The organism is Tenacibaculum insulae (assembly GCF_964512435.1).
Lineage (GTDB): Bacteria > Bacteroidota > Bacteroidia > Flavobacteriales > Flavobacteriaceae > Polaribacter > Polaribacter insulae_A.
The window spans coordinates 1,737,025-1,758,575 of the sequence record NZ_OZ208512.1; the positions used below are offsets into that span (position 1 = coordinate 1,737,025).

19 protein-coding genes are annotated in these 21,551 nt (G+C 31.6%); 10 read left to right on the forward strand and 9 right to left on the reverse strand.

The window, feature by feature from the left end; genetic code table 11:
* Positions 1-73: 73 nt before the first annotated feature.
* The 7 genes from groL to miaB form a co-directional block, all read right to left on the reverse strand.
* Positions 74-1,702, reverse strand: coding sequence for a chaperonin GroEL (gene groL, locus ACN5J5_RS08060; RefSeq protein WP_418644414.1), 1,629 nt, complete (start codon positions 1,700-1,702; stop codon positions 74-76).
* Positions 1,703-1,741: 39 nt separating this feature from the next.
* Positions 1,742-2,017, reverse strand: a complete 276-nt coding sequence (locus ACN5J5_RS08065) for a co-chaperone GroES (RefSeq protein ID WP_260586278.1) — start codon at positions 2,015-2,017, stop codon at positions 1,742-1,744.
* A gap of 165 nt (positions 2,018-2,182) precedes the next feature.
* Positions 2,183-2,521, reverse strand: coding sequence for a preprotein translocase subunit SecG (gene secG, locus ACN5J5_RS08070; RefSeq protein WP_418644415.1), 339 nt, complete (start codon positions 2,519-2,521; stop codon positions 2,183-2,185).
* A complete protein-coding gene (locus tag ACN5J5_RS08075; RefSeq protein ID WP_418644416.1) occupies positions 2,521-3,258 on the reverse strand; it encodes a hypothetical protein in 738 nt (245 codons plus the stop codon). Before ACN5J5_RS08075 ends, secG begins: the two co-directional genes overlap by 1 nt.
* A 3-nt stretch (positions 3,259-3,261) precedes the next feature.
* Positions 3,262-3,768: an LptE family protein gene (locus ACN5J5_RS08080; RefSeq protein WP_418644417.1), complete on the reverse strand. Its 507-nt coding sequence runs from the start codon at positions 3,766-3,768 to the stop codon at positions 3,262-3,264.
* A gap of 38 nt (positions 3,769-3,806) precedes the next feature.
* Entirely contained in the window at positions 3,807-5,036 is a 1,230-nt protein-coding gene (locus tag ACN5J5_RS08085) for a sigma-54 interaction domain-containing protein (RefSeq protein WP_418644418.1), read from the reverse strand.
* Positions 5,037-5,128: 92 nt separating this feature from the next.
* Entirely contained in the window at positions 5,129-6,583 is a 1,455-nt protein-coding gene (miaB, locus tag ACN5J5_RS08090) for a tRNA (N6-isopentenyl adenosine(37)-C2)-methylthiotransferase MiaB (RefSeq protein ID WP_418646539.1), read from the reverse strand.
* A gap of 187 nt (positions 6,584-6,770) precedes the next feature.
* On the opposite strand from miaB, the gene topA reads away from it, so the two are divergent.
* The 7 genes from topA to ACN5J5_RS08125 all read left to right on the forward strand — a co-directional run bounded on the left by topA (position 6,771) and on the right by ACN5J5_RS08125 (position 16,254).
* Positions 6,771-9,269 (forward strand): type I DNA topoisomerase, encoded by a 2,499-nt coding sequence (gene topA, locus ACN5J5_RS08095; RefSeq protein WP_418644419.1) that lies wholly within the window; start codon positions 6,771-6,773, stop codon positions 9,267-9,269.
* 55 nt (positions 9,270-9,324) lie between these two features.
* Positions 9,325-10,485 carry a formimidoylglutamase gene (locus tag ACN5J5_RS08100; RefSeq protein WP_418644420.1) on the forward strand — a complete coding sequence of 387 codons (1,161 nt, stop codon included), beginning with the start codon at positions 9,325-9,327 and terminating at the stop codon, positions 10,483-10,485.
* Positions 10,486-10,584: 99 nt separating this feature from the next.
* The gene (gldK, locus tag ACN5J5_RS08105; protein ID WP_418644421.1) at positions 10,585-11,964 is read left to right on the forward strand and encodes a gliding motility lipoprotein GldK; all 1,380 of its coding nucleotides are present in this window, start codon (positions 10,585-10,587) and stop codon (positions 11,962-11,964) included.
* A 45-nt stretch (positions 11,965-12,009) separates the two neighbouring features.
* Entirely contained in the window at positions 12,010-12,660 is a 651-nt protein-coding gene (gldL, locus tag ACN5J5_RS08110; RefSeq protein ID WP_418644422.1) for a gliding motility protein GldL, read from the forward strand.
* Positions 12,661-12,708: 48 nt separating this feature from the next.
* Positions 12,709-14,247 (forward strand): gliding motility protein GldM, encoded by a 1,539-nt coding sequence (gene gldM / locus ACN5J5_RS08115; RefSeq protein WP_418644423.1) that lies wholly within the window; start codon positions 12,709-12,711, stop codon positions 14,245-14,247.
* A gap of 18 nt (positions 14,248-14,265) precedes the next feature.
* Entirely contained in the window at positions 14,266-15,129 is an 864-nt protein-coding gene (gene gldN / locus ACN5J5_RS08120; protein ID WP_418644424.1) for a gliding motility protein GldN, read from the forward strand.
* An 81-nt stretch (positions 15,130-15,210) separates the two neighbouring features.
* Positions 15,211-16,254, forward strand: a complete 1,044-nt coding sequence (locus ACN5J5_RS08125; protein ID WP_418646540.1) for an NAD(P)/FAD-dependent oxidoreductase — start codon at positions 15,211-15,213, stop codon at positions 16,252-16,254.
* On the opposite strand, the gene ACN5J5_RS08130 is transcribed toward ACN5J5_RS08125, so the two are convergent.
* Positions 16,255-16,650, reverse strand: a complete 396-nt coding sequence (locus ACN5J5_RS08130) for a DUF983 domain-containing protein (RefSeq protein ID WP_418644425.1) — start codon at positions 16,648-16,650, stop codon at positions 16,255-16,257.
* A 41-nt stretch (positions 16,651-16,691) separates the two neighbouring features.
* On the opposite strand from ACN5J5_RS08130, the gene ACN5J5_RS08135 reads away from it, so the two are divergent.
* Positions 16,692-18,608, forward strand: coding sequence for an ABC-F family ATP-binding cassette domain-containing protein (locus ACN5J5_RS08135; RefSeq protein WP_418644426.1), 1,917 nt, complete (start codon positions 16,692-16,694; stop codon positions 18,606-18,608).
* Between the two features lie 66 nt (positions 18,609-18,674).
* On the opposite strand, the gene ACN5J5_RS08140 is transcribed toward ACN5J5_RS08135, so the two are convergent.
* The gene (locus tag ACN5J5_RS08140; protein ID WP_418644427.1) at positions 18,675-19,589 is read right to left on the reverse strand and encodes a glutaminase; all 915 of its coding nucleotides are present in this window, start codon (positions 19,587-19,589) and stop codon (positions 18,675-18,677) included.
* A gap of 175 nt (positions 19,590-19,764) precedes the next feature.
* Between ACN5J5_RS08140 and ACN5J5_RS08145 the strand changes: the two genes are divergently transcribed.
* Positions 19,765-20,721, forward strand: a complete 957-nt coding sequence (locus ACN5J5_RS08145) for a 1-aminocyclopropane-1-carboxylate deaminase/D-cysteine desulfhydrase (RefSeq protein WP_418644428.1) — start codon at positions 19,765-19,767, stop codon at positions 20,719-20,721.
* On the forward strand, positions 20,721-21,515 hold the full coding sequence (locus tag ACN5J5_RS08150; RefSeq protein ID WP_418644429.1) for a glucosaminidase domain-containing protein: 795 nt from the start codon (positions 20,721-20,723) through the stop codon (positions 21,513-21,515). Before ACN5J5_RS08145 ends, ACN5J5_RS08150 begins: the two co-directional genes overlap by 1 nt.
* Positions 21,516-21,551 lie beyond the last annotated feature (36 nt).

Here is a 21,551-nt window from a genome sequence, read left to right on the forward strand (position 1 = left end):
TTTTTATGAAAATAAAAACCTCGAAACTTTTAAATTTCGAGGTTTTTAAATATTCAGTTATCGAGTTTTTCGACTACATCATTCCTGGCATTCCACCACCCATTGGAGGCATTGCAGGAGCATCTTCTTTAATATCTATTAAAGCACATTCGGTAGTTAAAATCATACCAGCAACCGAGGCAGCATTTTCTAAAGCTACACGAGTTACTTTTTTAGGATCAATAATTCCAGCTTCAAGCATATCAACATAAGCTTCTGATTTTGCATCGTAACCAAAGTCTTTTTTACCTTCTAAAACTTTATTAATAACAACCGATCCTTCTCCACCAGCATTTTCAACAATTGTTCTTAAAGGAGCTTCAATTGCTTTGTTTACAATTTGTACACCTGTAGTTTCGTCTAAGTTTTCAGTAGCTAAAGATTCTAATGTTTTTTTAGCACGTACTAAAGCAACACCACCACCAGCAACAATACCTTCTTCTACTGCAGCGCGAGTTGCATGTAAAGCATCATCAACACGATCTTTCTTTTCTTTCATTTCTACTTCACTAGCAGCACCAACGTATAAAACAGCAACACCACCAGCTAACTTAGCTAAACGTTCTTGCAATTTTTCACGATCGTAATCAGAAGTAGTTGTTTCTATTTGTGCTTTAATTTGGTTAACACGACCTTTAATTTGTTCTTCGTTACCTGCACCATTAACAATAGTAGTATTGTCTTTGTCAATAGTAACCGTTTCTGCGGTTCCTAATAAATCTAAAGTAGCATTTTCAAGAGAAAAACCTCTTTCTTCAGAAATTACAGTTCCACCAGTTAAGATAGAAATGTCTTCTAACATTGCTTTTCTACGATCCCCAAATCCTGGAGCTTTTACAGCAGCAATTTTTAATCCACCACGTAATTTATTAACCACTAAAGTAGCTAATGCTTGTCCGTCAACATCTTCAGCAATAATTAATAAAGGTCTTCCAGATTGAGAAACAGGTTCTAATATTGGTAAAATTTCTTGTAAGTTAGAAATCTTTTTATCAAATAATAAAATATATGGATTATCTAAAGTAGCAACCATTTTATCAGCATCAGTAACAAAGTAAGGAGATAAATAACCTCTATCAAACTGCATTCCTTCAACAACATCTACATAAGTATCCATTCCTTTTGCTTCCTCAACAGTAATAACTCCTTCTTTACCAACTTTACCAAAAGCTGTAGCAATTAAATCTCCAATAACTTTATCGTTATTTGCAGAGATAGAAGCAACTTGTTGTATTTTTTCTGATGAGTTACCAACTTCTTTCGATTGTTTAGCTAGTTCTTCAGTAATTACTTTAACAGCTTTGTCAATACCACGTTTTAAATCCATCGGATTTGCACCTGCAGCAACATTTTTTAAACCTTCTTTAACGATTGCTTGTGCTAATACAGTTGCAGTTGTTGTTCCGTCACCAGCTAAATCGTTGGTTTTAGAAGCAACTTCTTTAACCATTTGAGCGCCCATGTTTTCTAAGGCATCTTCTAACTCAACTTCTTTAGCTACAGTAACTCCGTCTTTTGTTACATGAGGAGCCCCGAAAGCTTTAGAAATAATTACATTACGTCCTTTTGGTCCTAAAGTTACTTTTACTGCATTTGCTAATGCATCTACTCCACGTTTTAAACCGTCACGAGCATCTACATCAAATTTTATATCTTTTGCCATTTTATGATCTTTTTATTAATTATTAAGTGGGTGAAAAAATTATATGATAGCGAAAATATCGCTTTCTCTCATTATTAAATAATCACTTCCTTCGTGTTTTAATTCTGTTCCTGCGTATTTACCGTATAATACAGTATCGCCAACTTTAACCGTTAAAGGTTCATCTTTTGTTCCATTTCCTATGGCAACAACAGTTCCTTTTTGTGGTTTTTCTTTTGCATTATCAGGTATAATAAGTCCAGATGCTGTAGTAGTTTCAGCAGCAGCAGGTTCTACAAGAACTCTGTCGGCTAAAGGTTTAATGTTTAATCCCATTTTATATAAGTTATCTATTAAGTAGTTGTTTTATGTGTTAAAAATAGTCAGAAATTATGCCATTAAAAACTTTATGCCAAATTTTCTAAAAATGATTTAAATTTAGTGCATAAAAAATGCCAACGTGTCATTACGTTGGCATTTAAAATATGTGATTTGTTAATTTTATTTAACGCTATCTTTTGTAGTATTTGTTGCTGGTGTAGCAGGAGCTGTAGTTTCTACATTCTCTAATGCACTATCTAATTGAGGAGCATCTGCTGCGTTACCTCTAGGAATTGCAAAATTTGCTAATAAAATTAAAGCAAACATAGTAATTGCTAACGTCCAAGTAGTTCTGTCTAAAAAGCTATTCGTGTTTTGTACACCACCAATGTTTTGAGCACCACCACCTCCAAAAGAAGAAGATAATCCACCACCTTTAGGGTTTTGCACCATTACAATTAAGATTAATGCTATTGCAACAATCAATATTAATACTAAAAGTAAAGTATATGTTGTCATTATTTATTTTTTTGTAAAATTTGTATTCTTTTAATTTGGTCTGCAAAGAAACCACTTTTTTCTGGATATTTCAAACTTAATATTCTATAAGCTTGTATCGCACTTTCATATTTCTTTTGTTCAAGATAAACTTTGGCTAAAGTTTCGGTTGCTAGTTGCGAATTTTGCTTGCTCTCAATAATTTTAACTTCGGATGGATTTGTTTTACTTGGGCGCGATATTTTAGGTGATGTCTCAATAAAACGGTCAATAATTGTTTTTGTTACTGAATTTTTAGCCGGAATTACATCTTTATTAACTGGAATGCTATTTCGGGTAATTGTTTTTTTAGATGATAATTGCATCCATTGGTTAAAAGAAAATGATTCATCTTTAGTAAAAGAAAGTGGTTTGCCAATTGATAATTTTTCTTTAATACTAGCAATTTCTTTTGTTTTTTTCTTCGGAAGTAAAATCTCTTTTAAACGTATTTTTTCTTCCTTTTTAATAACTGTTTCTTTAAAATACTTCGAGGTAATAAAGTCAAACAAAACAGTACGATCGGTAGTGTGTGCCGCCGTAATTTTTAATTCATTGTTGTATTTAAAACTATCTTGATTTTTTAAAGTCTTTAAATATAAGGCTCTTGCCGATTGAAAATAAGGATATTGCTGGGTGATGTTTTTTAGTTCAGAAATTATTTCTAACGAAATTGTTTCTGGTTTCTCTAAAACATGTATGTAGCTTTTTTTATCCAAAACTTACCACTTAGCAACCGATGCGTTAAAAATATCTTGTGTTATTCTCTCTAAAATTTCATTTAATGCAGCATCTAATATTCCGCTAGATAATTGCTCGGTGGCTCCGTAATCATGATAAAAAGAGAAGCTTTTTTCAAAATTATCTTTTTCTTCTAATTTATTTTCAAAAACAACATTTACTGTAATCGTTAGCCTGTTTTGTGCAGCTGTTTGATCGGCAGTAGCACTCATTGGTGTAATACGATAATCGGTTATTTCTCCCGAAAAATGTAGGTCACCGTTAGATTTTACAAGTGTTAAGTTGGTTTGACGGGTAAAAAGATCTTGTAAGTCTTGTGTAAAACGCTGACTTAAAGTTGGCTCTATTAATGGAGCTTGATTTGGAAAAAAATCAACTTGAATGGTTTTCGAATCTCCAGTATTACCACCCGTAAATGAATAGGCACCGCAGCTTATTAGTATGGTTGTAAGGGTAATAAAAACAAGGCTGTAAAAAAGTTTTTTCATAAAATCAAAAGTAAATAATTAAGATTTAAATTACGATTTTATAAATCGTATTGTTTTATTTTTCGATATAAAGTTCGTTCAGAAATCCCTAATTCTTTGGCCGCTAACTTACGTTTATTGCTGTTTTTTTCTAAAGATTTACGTATCATTTCAATTTCTTTTTCTTGTAATGATAAGTTTTCATCTTCTTCAATAGTTTCAGCATAATCAAAATTACTTTGTGCTGACGATGATTGCGGAATTTGAACAACTTCTATATTTTGATTTTCAGGTTGTTCTTGTTCTTGGTAAATTCGTTCTATTAATCCGTGGTTAGCTTCTTGTACTTTCTCAGAATTTCCGTTTTGCATTAAATCCAACGTCAATTTTTTTAAATCATTGATGTCGTTACGCATATCAAACAAAATTTTATACATAATATCTCGTTCGTTGGCAAAATCAGATTCACTAGATTTTTTGCCAATAACTGCAGGAAAATTTGCTTTATTGCTTGGAAGGTATTGAATTAGCTTTTCGGCAGTAATTATACGACTTTCTTCTACAACAGAAATTTGTTCTGCCAAATTTCTTAATTGACGAATGTTACCAGGAAAGCTGTAATTTAATAGCATTTTCACAGCATTTTCATCCAGTCTTATTGTTGGCATTCGGTATTTTTGAGCAAAATCGGCAGCAAACTTTCTAAATAATAAATGAATATCTTCATTACGATCGCGTAAAGGTGGTAAACCAATTTCGATAGTGCTTAAACGGTAATATAAATCTTCTCGAAATTTTTCTTTACTAATAGCTTGTTGCATGTTTACGTTGGTAGCTGCAACTATACGAACGTTTGTTTTTTGTACTTGTGATGATCCTACTTTTATAAATTCACCATTTTCTAAAACACGTAATAACCGAACCTGAGTAGTTAATGGTAATTCACCAACTTCATCTAAAAATATGGTTCCGCCATCAGCAACTTCAAAATACCCTTTACGAGAAGCTGTAGCTCCTGTAAAAGCACCTTTTTCATGTCCAAATAATTCGCTATCAATTGTTCCTTCAGGAATCGCTCCACAGTTAACTGCAATATATTTTGCATGTTTTCTGTGTGATAATTGATGAATTATTTTGGGTATATTTTCTTTACCAACACCACTTTCTCCGGTTACTAAAACCGAAATATCTGTAGGAGCTACGCGTATTGATTTTTCGATAGCACGATTTAATTGCGTGTCGTTACCGATAATACCAAAACGTTGTTTTATAGCTTGTAGGTTTTCCATTTTAATAGTTTTTAAAGTTGAAAATAAAAAAGTTTTGAAAGATATATTGATAACTTTCTAACTTTTTTACAGCCCAACTTTTATACTCTAGTTTAATTATTATCAGAATATCCAACGGCAGTTCCTCTTAAGGTTGCCGAAGTACAATCTTCAACTTTTACATTTACAAAATCACCTAATTTATAATCGCCTTTGGCAAAAACAATAACGGTATTTTGTGTATTTCTACCTTTCCATTCATTCGGATTTTTCTTAGAAGTTCCTTCAATTAAAACTTCTTCAATTTTACCTAAATGCTGTTGCGTTCTGTATAAACTATGTTCTTGCTGTAGATCGATAATTTCTTGTAAACGGCGTTTTTTTATTTCATGCGGAACATCGTCTGGCATTTTCTTAGCCGCTAAAGTTCCTGGTCTTTCAGAATAAGCAAACATAAAACCAAAATCGTATTTTACATGACGCATTAAATCTAACGTGTCTTGATGATCTTGTTCTGTTTCGCCACAAAAACCAGCAATCATATCCTGTGATAAAGACATTTCTGGAATTATTCTAAAAATATTATCTACTAATTCTTTGTATTCTTCACGAGTATGTTGGCGATTCATCGCTTTTAACATATTGTTACTTCCACTTTGTACAGGTAAGTGAATGTATTTACATATGTTACGATGTTTTGCCATGGTATGAATTACATCTAAACTCATGTCTTGCGGATTAGAAGTAGCAAAACGGAATCTCATTTTTGGAAATTCAGTTGCAGCCATATCTAATAATTGTGCAAAATCTACCGCAGTAGCTTGTGCCATTTCAGAAGCTTTATTAAAATCTTTTTTCAAGCCACCGCCATACCATAAGTAGCTATCTACGTTTTGACCAAGTAAAGTGATTTCTTTAAAATTTTGATCGCTCATCGATTTAATTTCTTCTAAAACACTTTTCGGATCTCTACTTCTTTCGCGTCCACGCGTAAACGGAACCACACAAAAAGTACACATATTATCGCATCCACGTGTAATAGATACAAATGCTGAAACTCCGTTAGAATTTAGTCGAACCGGAGCTACATCACCATAAGTTTCTTCTTTAGATAAAATTACATTTATAGCATCTCTACCAGCATCAATTTCTTCTAATAAATTAGGTAAATCTCTATAAGCATCTGGTCCAACAACCAAATCAACAATTTTTTCTTCTTCTAAAAATTTTTCCTTTAAACGTTCGGCCATACAGCCTAAAACCCCAACTTTCATAGTAGGATTTACTTTTTTAACGGCATTGTATTTTTGTAAACGTTTACGAATAGTAGTCTCGGCTTTTTCTCTAATAGAACAAGTATTTACCAATACTAAATCGGCATCTTCAAGTTTTTGAGTGGTGTTAAAACCTTGTTCAGCTAAAATAGAAGCTACAATTTCGCTGTCGTTCATGTTCATTTGACAACCGTAACTTTCTATAAATAAATTTTTAGTATTCTCTCTTTTGTTTTCGGTAACAAGAGCTTGCCCTTGTATTTTTTCATCTATAACCTTCTCAGTGTGCTCCATATTCATAATAAAAATGATTGCAAAGATACAACCAAAACTTAATTTTTGTGACAGATTGTCAGAAAATAATTATTCATTTTGATGCGAAAATCAAACAAATAATTTTTTTTTAAAAAAAAGATTCTACTTTTGCAAATTCAAAGCATCATTATATATAAGGTGCAAAAAGAGATAATTGAAGAGAGATATGGCAAAGAATTTAGTAATAGTTGAGTCACCTGCAAAGGCTAAAACAATTGAAAAGTTTTTAGGAAAAGATTTTCAAGTGGAATCTAGTTATGGTCATATTGCAGACTTACCTTCTAAAGAACTGGGGATTGATGTTGATGGAGATTTTAGTCCGAAATATATAATTTCTGATGATAAAAAGCCAGTTGTAAAGAAGTTAAAATCTTTAGCGAAAAAAGCAGAAACTGTTTGGTTAGCAAGTGATGAGGATCGAGAAGGAGAAGCAATTGCGTGGCATTTAAAAGAACAGTTAAAGCTAAATGATGAAGATACAAAACGTATTGTTTTTCATGAAATTACTAAAAACGCCATTTTAAAAGCAGTCGAAAATCCAAGAGATATAGACTATAATATGGTAAATGCACAACAAGCACGTAGAGTTTTAGATAGGCTTGTTGGGTACGAATTATCGCCTGTTTTATGGCGAAAAGTTAAAGGAGGTTTATCTGCAGGTAGAGTACAGTCGGTAGCAGTGCGTTTAATTGTAGAAAGAGAACGTAGTATTATTGATTTTAAAGCAGAAACACATTATAAGGTAGTCGCTCAGTTTTCTAATAACGAAGGAAAATCATTTAAAGCAACGATTCCGAAGAACTTCGATTCGAAAAAAGCTGCGGAAGATTTCTTAAAATCATGTGCAAATGCTGATTTTTCAATTGCTGATTTAACCAAAAAACCAGCTAAAAAATCACCAGCAGCACCATTTACAACATCAACATTACAGCAAGAAGCATCCCGTAAATTAGGTTTTCCGGTAGGTAAAACCATGCAAGTTGCACAACGTTTGTACGAAGCCGGTTTAATTACATATATGAGAACGGATAGTGTAAACTTATCAGAAGATGCAAGAAACGCTGCCGAAGAAGAAATTAGTAATTATTACGGTAAAGAATATAGTAAACAACGTGTTTTTAAATCGAAAGCAAAAGGAGCGCAAGAAGCTCACGAAGCGATTAGACCAACCAATATGAAAGCACATTCTATAGATACTGAATACGATCAAAACAGATTGTATGATTTAATATGGAAAAGAACTTTAGCATCTCAAATGAGTGATGCACAATTAGAACGTACCAACGTTAAAATTGAAAACTCTGAAAATAGTAAAGTTTTTACTGCAAACGGAGAAATGATAAAGTTTGATGGTTTCTTAAAAGTGTATTTAGAAGGGACGGATAATGAGGATGAAGAACAAGCAGGAATGTTGCCTAATTTAAAGAAAGGCGAAAATTTAGAGTATATATTTATAAACGCAACACAGCGTTTTACGAGTCCGCCTTACCGATTTACAGAGGCTTCTTTAGTAAAACAGTTAGAAGAATTAGGTATCGGACGACCATCTACTTATGCACCAACAATTTCTACCGTACAACGAAGAGGTTATGTAGAAAAAGGACAAAATGAAGGCGTAGAGAGAGGTTATGAACAAATGATTTTATCAAACGGAACCGTAGAAAGTCAAATGTTGACAGAAAAAACAGGTTCTGATAAAAATAAATTAGTTCCTACGGATATCGGAAACATTGTAAACGATTTTTTGGTTGCTAATTTTTCAAATATTTTAGACTTCGGATTTACCGCTAAAGTTGAAAATTCTTTTGATGATATTTCTGAAGGAGATGAAGATTGGATTGAAATGATTAAAAGTTTTTATATCAAATTTCATGAAAATGTAGAGGATGTAAAAGAAAATGCAGAGCGAGAAAGCGGTGAGCGTATTTTAGGAAAACATCCAGTTTCTGGTAAAACAGTTTTAGTGCGTTTGGGTAAATTTGGTCCGATAGCACAAATTGGTGCACCAGAAGATGAAGAAAAACAGTTTGCAAGCCTAAATAAAGATCAGCATTTAGGAACCATTACTATGGAGGAGGCGTTGGAGTTATTCTTGCTTCCAAAAAACTTAGGGACTTTTCAGGATGAAGAGGTAATTGTTTCTAACGGACGTTTTGGACCTTATATTAAATTCGGGGCCATGTATGTTTCTCTTGATAGAGGAGAAAATCCGATGGAAGTAGATTTGCCAAGAGCTGAGGAGTTAATTGTTGCAAAGCAAAAAGCGGATGCGCCAATTTATCACTACGAAGAGTTGCCAGTTCAAAAAGGAGTTGGACGTTTTGGACCTTATTTAAAATGGAATTCAATTTTTATCAACGTAAACAAAAAGTACGATTTTGATAATCTTACCACTGATGATATTATTGAGCTAATTGAAGCTAAAAAGCAAAAAGAAATAGATAAAGTACTTCATAATTGGGAAGATGTTGGTATTCGTGTAGAAAAAGCACGTTGGGGACGCTTTAATGTGATTAAAGGTAAGATTAAAGTAGAGCTTCCGAAGACCACTGAAATAGAGAAAATGACCAAAGAAGAGGCTGAAAAAATAATTGAAGCTAAAACACCTAAAAAGAAAACAGCTAAGAAAAAAGTTGTAAAAAAGAAGGTAACGAAAAAGAAATAAGTAGTTTTTATAAGATAGTTTAGTATATTGCAATTTCCTTAATCCCCCAAAGAAGATGAATTTCAGTTTTTTTACACCTATAAAAGATACTGTAGTTGCACATTTAATGTCGCAATCTATAGCATCATTTGGGCAAAATATTGAAATACATACCGCTGAAAACGGCTTTCCTGATTTGTCAGGAATAAACATTGCTATTTTAGGAGTAAAAGATGGTAGGGGAGCAGAGAATAATGATGGCTGTGGAAGTGATTTGCAGTATGTTAGAAAGAAAATATATGAATTATTCCCTGGGAATTGGCAAACTAAAATTGCAGATTTAGGAAATATAGCACAAGGAAACACACTTAAAGATACTCACTTTGCGGTAAAATCTTCAGTAGAATATTTATTGAAGAATAAAATAATTCCAATCATAATAGGAGGCGGTCAAGATATAACCTATGCAAATTATAGAGCATACGATTCGTTAGAACAAACAGTTAATCTAGTGTCTGTAGACAGTCGTTTTGATTTAGGAACCTTAGATGACCCAATATCTTCTAAGTCGTTTTTAAGTAAAGTGGTAATGGAGCAGCCTAATAATCTGTTTAATTATAGCAATATAGGATATCAAACTTATTTTAATTCGCAAGAAGAAATAGCCTTGCTTGATAATTTATATTTTGATGCTTTTAGGTTAGGTGAAGTAAAAAACGTAACTTTAGTGGAACCTATAATGCGAGATGCAGATGTAGTAAGTATAGATATAGGATGTATAAGGCAAAGTGAAGCACCTGCTAATAATAATGCATCGCCAAATGGGTTTTATGGAGAAGATATTTGTGCAGTGGCAAGATATGCAGGAATTAGTGATAAAGTAACTTCTTTTGGAGTTTATGAATACAATCCGATATTAGATACCAATTTTCAAACCGCTAGTTTAATAGCACAAATGATTTGGTATTTTATTGAAGGCGTTAATGCAAGAGCAAAAGATTATCCGTTTGTAACGAAGGAAAATTATCAAAAATTCACCGTGCTTTTAAACGATGATGATCCAATAAACTTTTATAAAAGTGATAAAAGTGGTCGTTGGTGGATGGAAATAAATTTAATATCAAATAATAAACATAAAAGACATGCGTTAATACCATGTAACTATAAAGATTATGAACAAGCTTTAAACAGAAAAATGCCGAACCGTTGGTTTAAGGCATTAAAAAAGCTAGTTTAATGAGGTAACTTTTTTGTTTATGAAAAAATTATAATACGTAATTGTTTTTTAATAAAAAAAATAATAGGTTTACGACCTCTTTTATAAGAAAGAAATAATATGAAGAAAATACTAGTATTTACATTGTTAGTTTCTCTAATTTACGCTTGTGGTTCAGGTGGAGATAGAGGAGAGTTGGTAGGTGAGAAATCTAAAAGAAAATGGTTTGCAGAAAAACCATATGGGATGGCAAAAATACCAGGAGGTTCTTTTACAATGGGTAAACAGGATGAAGATCCGTTAGGAGCCATGAATGCACCAACTAAAACAGTTACAGTTCAGCCATTTTATATGGATGAATCTGAAATAACTAATAGTGAATACAAGCAATTTGTGTTTTGGGTAAGAGATTCTATTACAAGAACAAAATTAGCTTACCAAGCAGAGTTTGCTTCAGGTGGAGATATAGATCCTGCTAATGCAGGTAAAAATGCAGAAGGTATTCAGTTATATGCATTTGCTTCTGCAGATACAATTAACGAATCACCATATGCAAAATATATGCGTGAAAACTATTACGAATTAGGAGCAGGATTAGATTCTTTAAAGCCATTAAATTGGCAAGAAGAACTTATTTGGGAGCAACAAGAATATCCAGATACTGATTATGTAGAAGTAATGGATTCACTATATTTAAAGAAAGATGAAGCTTTAAACGGAATTAGAACGTTTAATACAAAATTATTAAACTACAGATATTATTGGTTTGATAATGAACAAGCGGCTAAAACAGGAAAGAACAGAAAAGATTTTATGAAAGACGAAGTGATTAACGTATATCCAGATACTACTGTTTGGATTAAAGATTTTAATTACTCGTATAACGATCCGATGCACCAAGAGTATTTTGCTCATAAAGCGTATGAAAATTATCCTGTTGTAGGAGTTACTTGGAATCAAGCAAAAGCTTTTTGTCACTGGAGAACTCAAACTAAAAATAATTTTCAAAGATCTAGAAAAAAGTTAGGATTAGTTCCTTCTTTTAGATTACCAACAGAAGCAGAATGGGAATATGCTGCGCGTGGAGGTTTAGACTATGGTAAATATCCATGGGGTGGACCAAGTACAACAAGTGATAGAGGTTGTTTTTTAGCAAACTTTAAACCTGTTCGTGGAGATTATGCTGCTGATGGAGCATTATATACGGTAGAAGCTGTTTCTTTTAATCCGAATGAATATGGATTATATAACATGGCAGGAAATGTTGCAGAGTGGACCAATACCGCATATAATCAAATGTCTTACTACATGGGGTCAACAATGAATCCAAATGTAGAGATTAAAGAAAATAGAAGAAAAATTATCCGAGGAGGTTCATGGAAAGATGTAGCTTACTTTTTAGAGGTAAGTTCTCGTGACTGGGAATATGCAGATACAGCAAGAAGTTATATCGGATTTAGAACTGTACAAGATTATTTAGGTACAAGCAAAAGTAAATAAGCAAACAATAACAAATATTAATCCCCAAAACAAAAACAAAAAATTATGGCACAATCAAAATCAACTAAGAGAATTTTTAACATGGCGTATGGTTTAGGAGCCTCTGTAGTAATACTTGGAGCTTTATTTAAAATTATGCACTTTAAAATTGGACCTTTAACAGGTGGTTTAATGCTAACATTAGGTTTAGTTGTAGAAGCAATTATCTTTGCTATTTCAGCTTTTGAACCAATTGAAGATGAGTTAGATTGGACTAAAGTATATCCTGAATTAGCAGACGGACAATCTTTAGGTAAAAAAGGAAAAGAAGCTGCACCTCAAGATGCACAAAGTATGTTATCTCAAAAATTAGATGATATTTTAAAGGAAGCAAAGTTAGATGCAACTTTAATTTCTAGTTTAGGAGACAGTATTAAAAACTTTCAAGGAGCTGCAGAAGGTTTAACAGCTACTTCAGCAACAGTATCTTCTACAAACCAATACAACGAGCAAATGTCTATGGCAGCTGCTAAATTAGAGTCTTTAAACGGATTGTATACAACACAAGTAGAAAATGCAGGTAAACAAGCTGATTTAAACTCTGCTTTAGTAGAAAATTCTCAACGTTTACAAGAGCAAATGCAATCATTAGCTACTAATTTATCTTCTTTAAATGGAGTATATGGTGGAATGTTAACTGCAATGTCAACTAAATAATTAATTAGTTTATCTAATTTTTATATTAACTAAACAAACTAATTAAAGATGGCAGGAGGAAAACAGTCACCAAGGCAAAGGATGGTAAACTTAATGTATCTTGTATTTATTGCAATGTTAGCAATGAACATGAGTAAAGAAGTTTTATCAGCTTTTGGATTAATGAATGAAAAGTTATCGGAGTCTAATACTAGAGCTACCGAAAAAAATAAAGCATCGTATGAAGCTTTGGCTCAAAAAGCATCTGAGCAAGCAAAACAATATGGTGAAGCTAAAGCTAAAACAGACACGCTAAGAGTTATGGCAGATGAGTTTTATGCTTATATAGCAGATTTAAAAACTCAAATGACAAGTGAGCTAGAAGATAAGAAAGCTTACGAGGCGATGGATAAATCAGGTTTTTTAGATCAATATTTTTTCGCAAGCGGAAAAATTACAGCTAAAGGAACAGAATTTGTTGATAAAGTTAATCAGTTTAGAGAGCAATCTTTAGCCGTTTTAGGCGAATCTGATTTATCAGCAGTAGTTGCTGCTCGTTTTAAAACAGACGACGTTACCGATAAAGAAGGAATTACAAAAAACTGGTTAAATTATAACTATGAAGGTTTTCCTTTAATAGCATCGTTAACTAAGTTAACGCAAATTCAGGCAGATGTTAAAACAACTGAATCTGATGCTCTTACAGCTTTATTACAAGGAGAATTAGAAAGTGCAGTATCAATGACAAACTATGATGCCATGGTTGTTTTTGAGAAGAATGCATATTACCCAGGAGAAAGATTATCAGGTAAAATTATTTTAGGAAAAAATGATCCTAATTTAACAGCTGAAAAAGTTATTTTGAATGGTAAAGAAATGCCATCTGATAAAATTCAGGCAGGTCAAGTTATTTTAGATGGACCAGCAGGATCAGTAGGAGATAGAGAGTTAAAAGGAGAGTTTCAGTTTAAAGAAGGAGATTCTTTAGTAACAATTCCTATTAAAGGAGGTTATTCGGTAATTCCTAAACCAAATCAAGCATTAATATCTGCAGATAAAATGAATGTGGTTTATAAAGGTTTAGTAAATCCTTTAACAATTTCTATTCCTGGTATACCAACAAATAAAGTTAAAGCTTCTGCACCTGGTTTAAGACAGGTAAAAGGTAGTAGTTATGCAATGAGACCTACTGGTAAAGGAGGTACTGATGTAACGATTAGAGTTTCTGGTAAATTACCAAGTGGAACACCCGTTAGTTCTAATAAAAAATTCAGAATTAAAGATATTCCACCAGCAGTAGGTATGGTAAGAGGTCAATATGGTACTGTAAAAATGCCTAAAGCAAGTGTTGCTAGAATTAGTGTTGCTGCAGGTTTACCAGATTTCTTATTCGATTTAAAATTAAATGTATCTAGTTTTAAAATTAAGGTGCCAGGTCAACTAACCGTTCCTGTTAACGGTAGAGTTTTATCATCTAGAGCAAAACAAGTGCTTAATAAAGCTAGAAGAAATGATGTAATTACTATTTATGATATTAAAGCCTCAGTTTCGGGTTCTAATTACAAGATTAAAAAAGTATTACCTGTAAGTATAGAAATTACTAATTAATAAGTAAAAATTTAAAGTATGAATTGGAAGCGTTTTTATATGGTTTTATTTACCCTTGCATCTATAAGTTATGTAAGTGCACAAGCCAACCTTTTAAATGCTAAAAAGGTAAAGGAAATTGGCTTTAAATCTGAAGCCCAAATAGCATCAGAAGATGATAAACCTTTGCCTTATGGATTTATAAGTGATAGAGATGTCTTATGGTCTAAAGTGGTGTGGGAATATGTGGATTTAAATCAAAAGATTAACTTACCTTATTATTACCCAATTGATACTACAAATGCAGGATTAACAAGACGTTCATTGTTTGATACCTTATTAAAAGGAATTAAAGATGGCGAAATTAAAGAGGTTTACAGCGATTCTTATTTTACAAGAAAAATAGGAATGGATGAAATTAAAACAAAGACTGTTAAAGAACAAGATGATGGTTATGGAAATGTTGATCTTTACTTTGTGCAATCTGTTGATATTAAAGGTTATTTAATTAAAGGTCTTTGGTATTTTGATAAACGAGGAGGAGAGTTAAAATACCGTATGTTGGCTTTAGCTCCGATGGGACCAGATGTTCAAGCAATGGGTGTTGCTGAAATTGATGACAAAGATAGTGTTTATGAATTGTTTTGGGTGTTTTTTCCTGATGCAAGAAACACTTTACATGCATCAAAAGTATTTAACCCTAAAAACACAGCGCATCCTTTATCGTATGATAACTTGTTAAATGCTAGAAGATTTACTTCAACAATAATGAAAGAAGAAAATATTTATGGAGACAGATCTATTAAAGATTATGTTCGTGGAAATTCTTTATTTCAATTATTAGAAGCAGACAGAATTAAAGAAAATATCCGTGATAGAGAAATGGATATGTGGAATTACTAATTTCTGCTTTATATAAAATTAAAAGAGCTTGCATTGCAAGCTCTTTTTTGTTGTAATAAATAGTATTTTTGAACTATGAATATTGATGTAGATTATATTATTGTAGGTTTAGGTTTAGCGGGAATTACTTTTGCAGAAGAATTGTTAAACGCTAACAAATCTTTTGTAGTTTTTGAAGATAATTCACAAACTTCTTCTTTAGTAGCAGGCGGTGTATATAATCCGGTTATTTTAAAGCGTTTTAATGCCGTTTGGAATGGGCATCAACAAATAGAAACTTCAAAACCTTTTTATAAAGGGTTAGAGCAAAAACTGAATTTAAAATTAGATTATCAATTTTCAATAAAAAAAGCTTTTGCAAGTATTGGCGATGAAAATAATTGGTTTTTAGCGTTAGATAAGCCAACACTTTCTAATTACATGAATCCTAAAATCAGTAAAGAAAAAATAGATACTGTTTTTGGTGATTTTGGTTTTGGAGAACTTACAGGTACTGGAAGGATTGATACAGAGTTGTTAGTGAAATCATATAGGAATTATATGAAAGAATCTAAAAGGTTGATGTCTTTAACTTTTGAATATGATGCTTTAAATATTTTAAAAAACGGAGTTGCTTATGAAAATGTAACTGCAAAAAAAATAGTTTTTTGTGAAGGTTTTGGAATTACCAAAAATCCGTATTTTAATCATTTACCATTAAACGAAGCTAAAGGAGAAACAATAACAATACACGCGCCAGAGCTAAAAATCGATTTTTTATTAAAATCAAGTGCTTTTGTGATGCCTTTAGGTGATGATTATTATAAAGTTGGTGCTACTTTTAATTGGACAGATAAAACATGTAATCCAACAAATGAAGCAAAAGAAGAATTAGTAGAAAAACTTAAAAAAGTAATTAAAGTACCTTACACAATAACAGACCATACAGCGGGGATTAGACCTACGGTAAATGATAGAAGACCTATGGTTGGTGTGCATTCAAAACATCAACAATTAATTGTTTTAAATGGGTTAGGAACACGTGGCGTTATGATTGGGCCAACGATTGCTAAAAATTTATTTAATCATTTAGAAAAAGAAGAAGCATTAGATCCTGAAATAGACATTAAAAGATTTAACGATTAGTTATTTTTTTGAAATCATTTTTTTAACAGTCTTATCATAACCTACAAAAATATTTATCCAAATAATTCTAGATAAACGCAAGGTTAAAGGTGTTAATAATAAAGAAACTACCACAATTGTAATAAAACTTTGTAAAATTGTTAGTCCAAAAATAACTTTAGCAATAATAAAAACACCAACAAACAAAGCAACAGCTAAAGCATAATTTACATACATAGCGCCAAAGAAAAAAGAAGGTTCCATCATGTATTTTAAATTGCAACTAGGGCAATTATCATGCAGTTGTGTTATTTTTTTAGGATTTAAAGTAAGGTTAAATTTAAAGAATTCACCATCATGACACCTTGGGCATTTTCCTTTTAAAACACTGTACAACTTTGTTCCTTTCCTAATCATAATTTAAGTAGCTTTGCGTCTTTCAAAATTACGCAAATATTATGCTAAACGTACACAATTTATCGGTTTCTTTCATGGGATCTGATCTGTTTTCAGGAATCACTTTTAAGTTAAATAAAGGAGATCGAATCGGATTGATAGGAAAAAATGGAGCAGGAAAATCAACGCTTTTAAAAGTGCTATCAAAAGATATTGAAACAAGTGGTGGTACGATGGCTTTTGATAAAGATATTCGCATGGGATTTTTGCGTCAGGATATAGATTTTGTAGAAGGACGAACCATTTTAGAAGAAGCATATCAAGCGTTTGAAGAAATAAAAGAAATTGAGTTAAAACTAGATGATATTAACAATCAACTAGCAACAAGAACCGATTATGAAAGTGAAGCATACAGTCAATTAATTCATGATTTAACAGATCTTACAGAGCGTTACGAACTTTTAGGAGGATATAACTATCAAGGAGATACCGAGAAAATTTTACAAGGTTTAGGTTTTCAACGAGAAGATTTTGATAAATTAACAAATACCTTTTCTGGTGGATGGAGAATGCGTATTGAGCTAGCAAAATTATTATTACAGGACAATGATATTTTATTGTTAGATGAGCCTACGAATCACTTAGATATTGAATCGATTATTTGGTTAGAGAGTTTTTTAAAAAATTATTCGGGAGCAATTGTGTTGGTTTCGCACGATAAAATGTTTTTAGATAATGTTACTAATCGTACTATTGAGATTTCTTTAGGTCAAATTTACGATTATAAAAAACCATATTCAGAGTTTTTAAAATTACGAGGAGAAATAAAAGAAAAGCAATTACAAGCGCAAAAAAATCAAGAAAAAGAAATAAAGCAAAAGCAACATTTAATCAATAAATTTAAAGCAAAAGCGAGTAAAGCTTCGATGGCACAATCGTTAATGAAGCAACTTGATAAAGTTGAATTAATTGAGGTTGATCAGGATGATAATGCTGCGATGAATGTTCGTTTTGCAATATCAAAAGAACCAGGTAAAATTATTGTTGAAGCTGACGGATTAAGTAAAAGTTACGGGGATAAACATGTTTTAGAAGATGTTGATTTATTGATAGAGCGTAATAGTAAAATTGCTTTTGTAGGTCAAAACGGACAAGGGAAATCAACTTTAGCAAAAATGATGGTTGGTGAAATTCCGTTTACAGGAAACTTAAAATTAGGACATAATGTAGAAATCGGATATTTTGCTCAAAATCAATCTGAAGAGTTACCGCCAGAAAAAACCGTGTTAGAAATTATGGAAGATGCGGCTTCTGATACTAACAGAATGCGTGTTAGAGACATGTTAGGTTCGTTTTTATTTGGAGGAGATGCTGTAGATAAAAAAGCAAAAGTATTATCAGGAGGCGAACGAAATCGTTTGGCTTTGTGTAAATTATTGTTGTCACCATTTAACGTGTTAATTATGGATGAGCCAACAAATCACTTAGATATCGCTTCGAAAAATGTATTAAAAACAGCATTAAAAAACTTTGATGGAACTTTAATAGTTGTTTCTCATGATAGAGGTTTCTTACAAGGTTTAACATCTACAGTTTACGGATTTAAAGACAAGGTTATTAAAGAATATTTAGGTGATATCGATTATTTTTTAGAGCAGCATAAGATGGAAAATCTTAGAGAAGCAGAAAAAAGAACGGTTGTAAAAGTAGAAAAACCTACTGATAAAAAAGAAGCACATCAATTATCTAGAGAGCAAGAAAAAGAATTGAAAAAACTTAAAAATAAGTTGAGTAAAATTGAATCTCAAATTGCAGATCTAGAAAAAGAGGTTGAAAAAATAGATTTAGAGCTAGCAAATAATTATGATGAAGTTTCTGCTCGACCTAATTTCTTTGAAAATTACAAAGCTAAAAAAGCCAAAGTAGAAACATTAATGGAAGAATGGGAAATGGTAGAAGAAAAAATTTCTAGTTTTTAAAATAGGATCAATTTAGTTTAGAAATTTTAAAAATCAGTAACCATTAATAGTCATGGTTACTGATTTTTAAAATATAGAGAGTTCTGTTTTGGTCGTAAATTCCTCTAAAAATTTCATTCCTTTATACGAATTTCCTTTTTCATTTAGTTTTGGACTCCAAACAGCAATTGTATATTGATCTGGGTGTATGGCTATAATACCGCCACCAACACCACTTTTTCCAGGAAGACCAACTTTAAAAGCAAACTCACCAGATTCATCATAAAATCCACAGGTTTGCATTAAAGCATTTACTCTTTTAGATTCGCTTTCGCTAAGAACAGCTTTGTTTGTAGGTATTCCAATACCGTTATTAGCTAAAAATAAAAACATTTCAGATAATTCTTTACAACTCATTTCTAAAGAACAAAGATTAAAGTAAAAATCAAGCACATCAGAAGGATCATTGTCTATACATCCAAAGGATTTAATAAAATTACATAAAGCAATGTTTCTATAACCTACCGCTTTTTCAGATTTAGCAATTTTACTAGAATATTTGATAGTGTTATTGTTAGAAATTTGGTGAACAAAATCTAAAAAATCTTCTTTAGGATTTTTTAAATGACTAAGCAAAATATCAGAGATAACAAGAGCGCCGCCATTTAAAAAAGGATTTCTGGGTATGCCATTATCAGCTTCAAGTTGTACTAAGGAGTTAAAAGCAGTTCCGGAAGGTTCTACGCCAACTCGATCCCATATTTTATTACCAACAATTTTATAAGCTAAACTAAGCGATAGTACTTTGGCAATACTTTGTATAGAAAATTTATTATTGTAGTTACCAATACCAAAACTCTCTTGATTAACGGTTGATATATGAACTCCAAAATTTTCAGAATTTATAAGGGCTAATTCAGGTATATAAGAAGCTGTTTTACCATTATCGGCTATGTTTTTAACTTTTAAAAACGTTTCTGTTATAATTTCTTTAAAATTCATATTCATTTTTTAAGATTTAATTATTTTTAGTAATCTAATTAATCGTAATTCAACTTTTGTAAGAATACAATGTTATTTTAATAAGCTAAAATCGTTTTTTTATTAGAAAATCAAGTAAAGAATTAGTGTTAATTAATTGAGATTTCTAGTATTTTTACAGAAATAAAATTTTGCATTGAATAATACTGAAAACTCTTTTTTTAATCAGGTTTTTATAAGTAAAAACCAATCAATTTCTCTTCCTGTTTTAGATGAAAAAGAAGTTAGGTTGTTTATAAAAAGAGAAGATGAAATTCATCCTTTTGTTTCTGGAAATAAATTCAGGAAATTAAAATATAACATTTTAGAAGCTAAAAATCAGCAAAAAAAAACATTGTTAACTTTTGGAGGAGCTTTTTCTAATCATATTGCTGCAACTGCCGTTGCTGGGAATTTATCTGGTTTTAAAACTATTGGAGTAATTCGTGGTGATGAATTAGGTAAGAATCTTGAACATACGCTTTCTAAAAACGAAACTTTAAAAAAAGCTTTTGAAAATGGTATGCAATTTAAGTTTGTTTCTCGTGAAGATTACAGAAATAAAACATCCGAGGAATTTATAAATGAATTAAAAAATGAGTTTGGTGATTTTTATTTAATTCCAGAAGGCGGAACTAATAAATTGGCAATTAAAGGCTGCGAAGAAATCTTAACGAAAGATGACCAGAATTTCGATTATATTTGCTGTGCAATTGGTACTGGAGGTACAATTTCAGGGTTAATAAATTCAGTTAAAAAGCATCAAAAAATAATTGGTTTCCCTGCTTTAAAAGGTGATTTTTTACAGAAAGAAATTGAAGTGATTGCAAACAAAAGCAATAATTGGAGTTTGCAAACGGAATATCATTTTGGAGGTTACGGAAAATATAATAACGATTTAATTCGTTTTGTAAATGAGTTTAAAGAGCAAACAACAGTTCCGTTAGATCCTATTTATACTGGTAAAATGTTGTATGGAATTATTGATATGGTTAAGAACAATCAATTTGAAAAGGGAAGTAAGGTTTTAGTAATTCATACAGGAGGTTTGCAAGGAATAACAGGAGTAAATCAGAAGTTAAAGAATAAAAATAAAGAGTTAATACAAATTTAATGAGTGTAAAATCAGTTTTTTATATAGTAGTTTGTGCTGTCTTTTTGGTGAGCTGTGGTTCAAATAAAAATGTGGTTCATCAAGGTAGAAAAAAAGTTGTACTTCACGAAAAAGAAGAAGTATTGCCAGAGTTACCGCAACTAGAACAAATACCCAAGCCAGTAAAAACAAACGGTAATTATACGATAGCATATATTAATAAATTTGCACCAATTGCGGTAAGAAAAATGCATGAACATAATATTCCGGCAAGCATCACTTTGGCTCAAGGTGTGTTAGAGTCGGGTAGTGGAAGGAGTCCGTTAGCAATAAAGTCAAATAATCATTTTGGTATTAAATGTCATAAAGGTTGGCAAGGAAAAAGTGTTACTCATGATGATGATGAAAAAGGGGAGTGTTTTAGAAAATACAAATATCCAGAATCGTCTTACGAAGATCATTCGCAATTTTTGCTTACAAGAAGTCATTATGCAAGTTTATTTAAATTAGGACACACAAACTATAAAGGATGGGCTTATGGATTAAAAAAAGCAGGTTATGCGACTGATAAACGATATCCACAAAAGTTAATAGGGATTATTAAAAAATATGGTTTAACTAAATACGATCGAGTTAAACTTAACAAAAATAATGTTGCTGTAACCAAAGTAAAATCGGGAGTTTATAAAGTGCAAAAAGGAGATACTTTATATTCAATTGCAAAAAAGTATCAAATTTCAGTAAAAGAGTTAAAAAAATACAATGATTTAAATGATAATACTATTAGTATTGGTCAAAATTTAATTGTAAAATAAAAAAAAACTCAGGATTTTATCCTGAGTTTTTTTGCT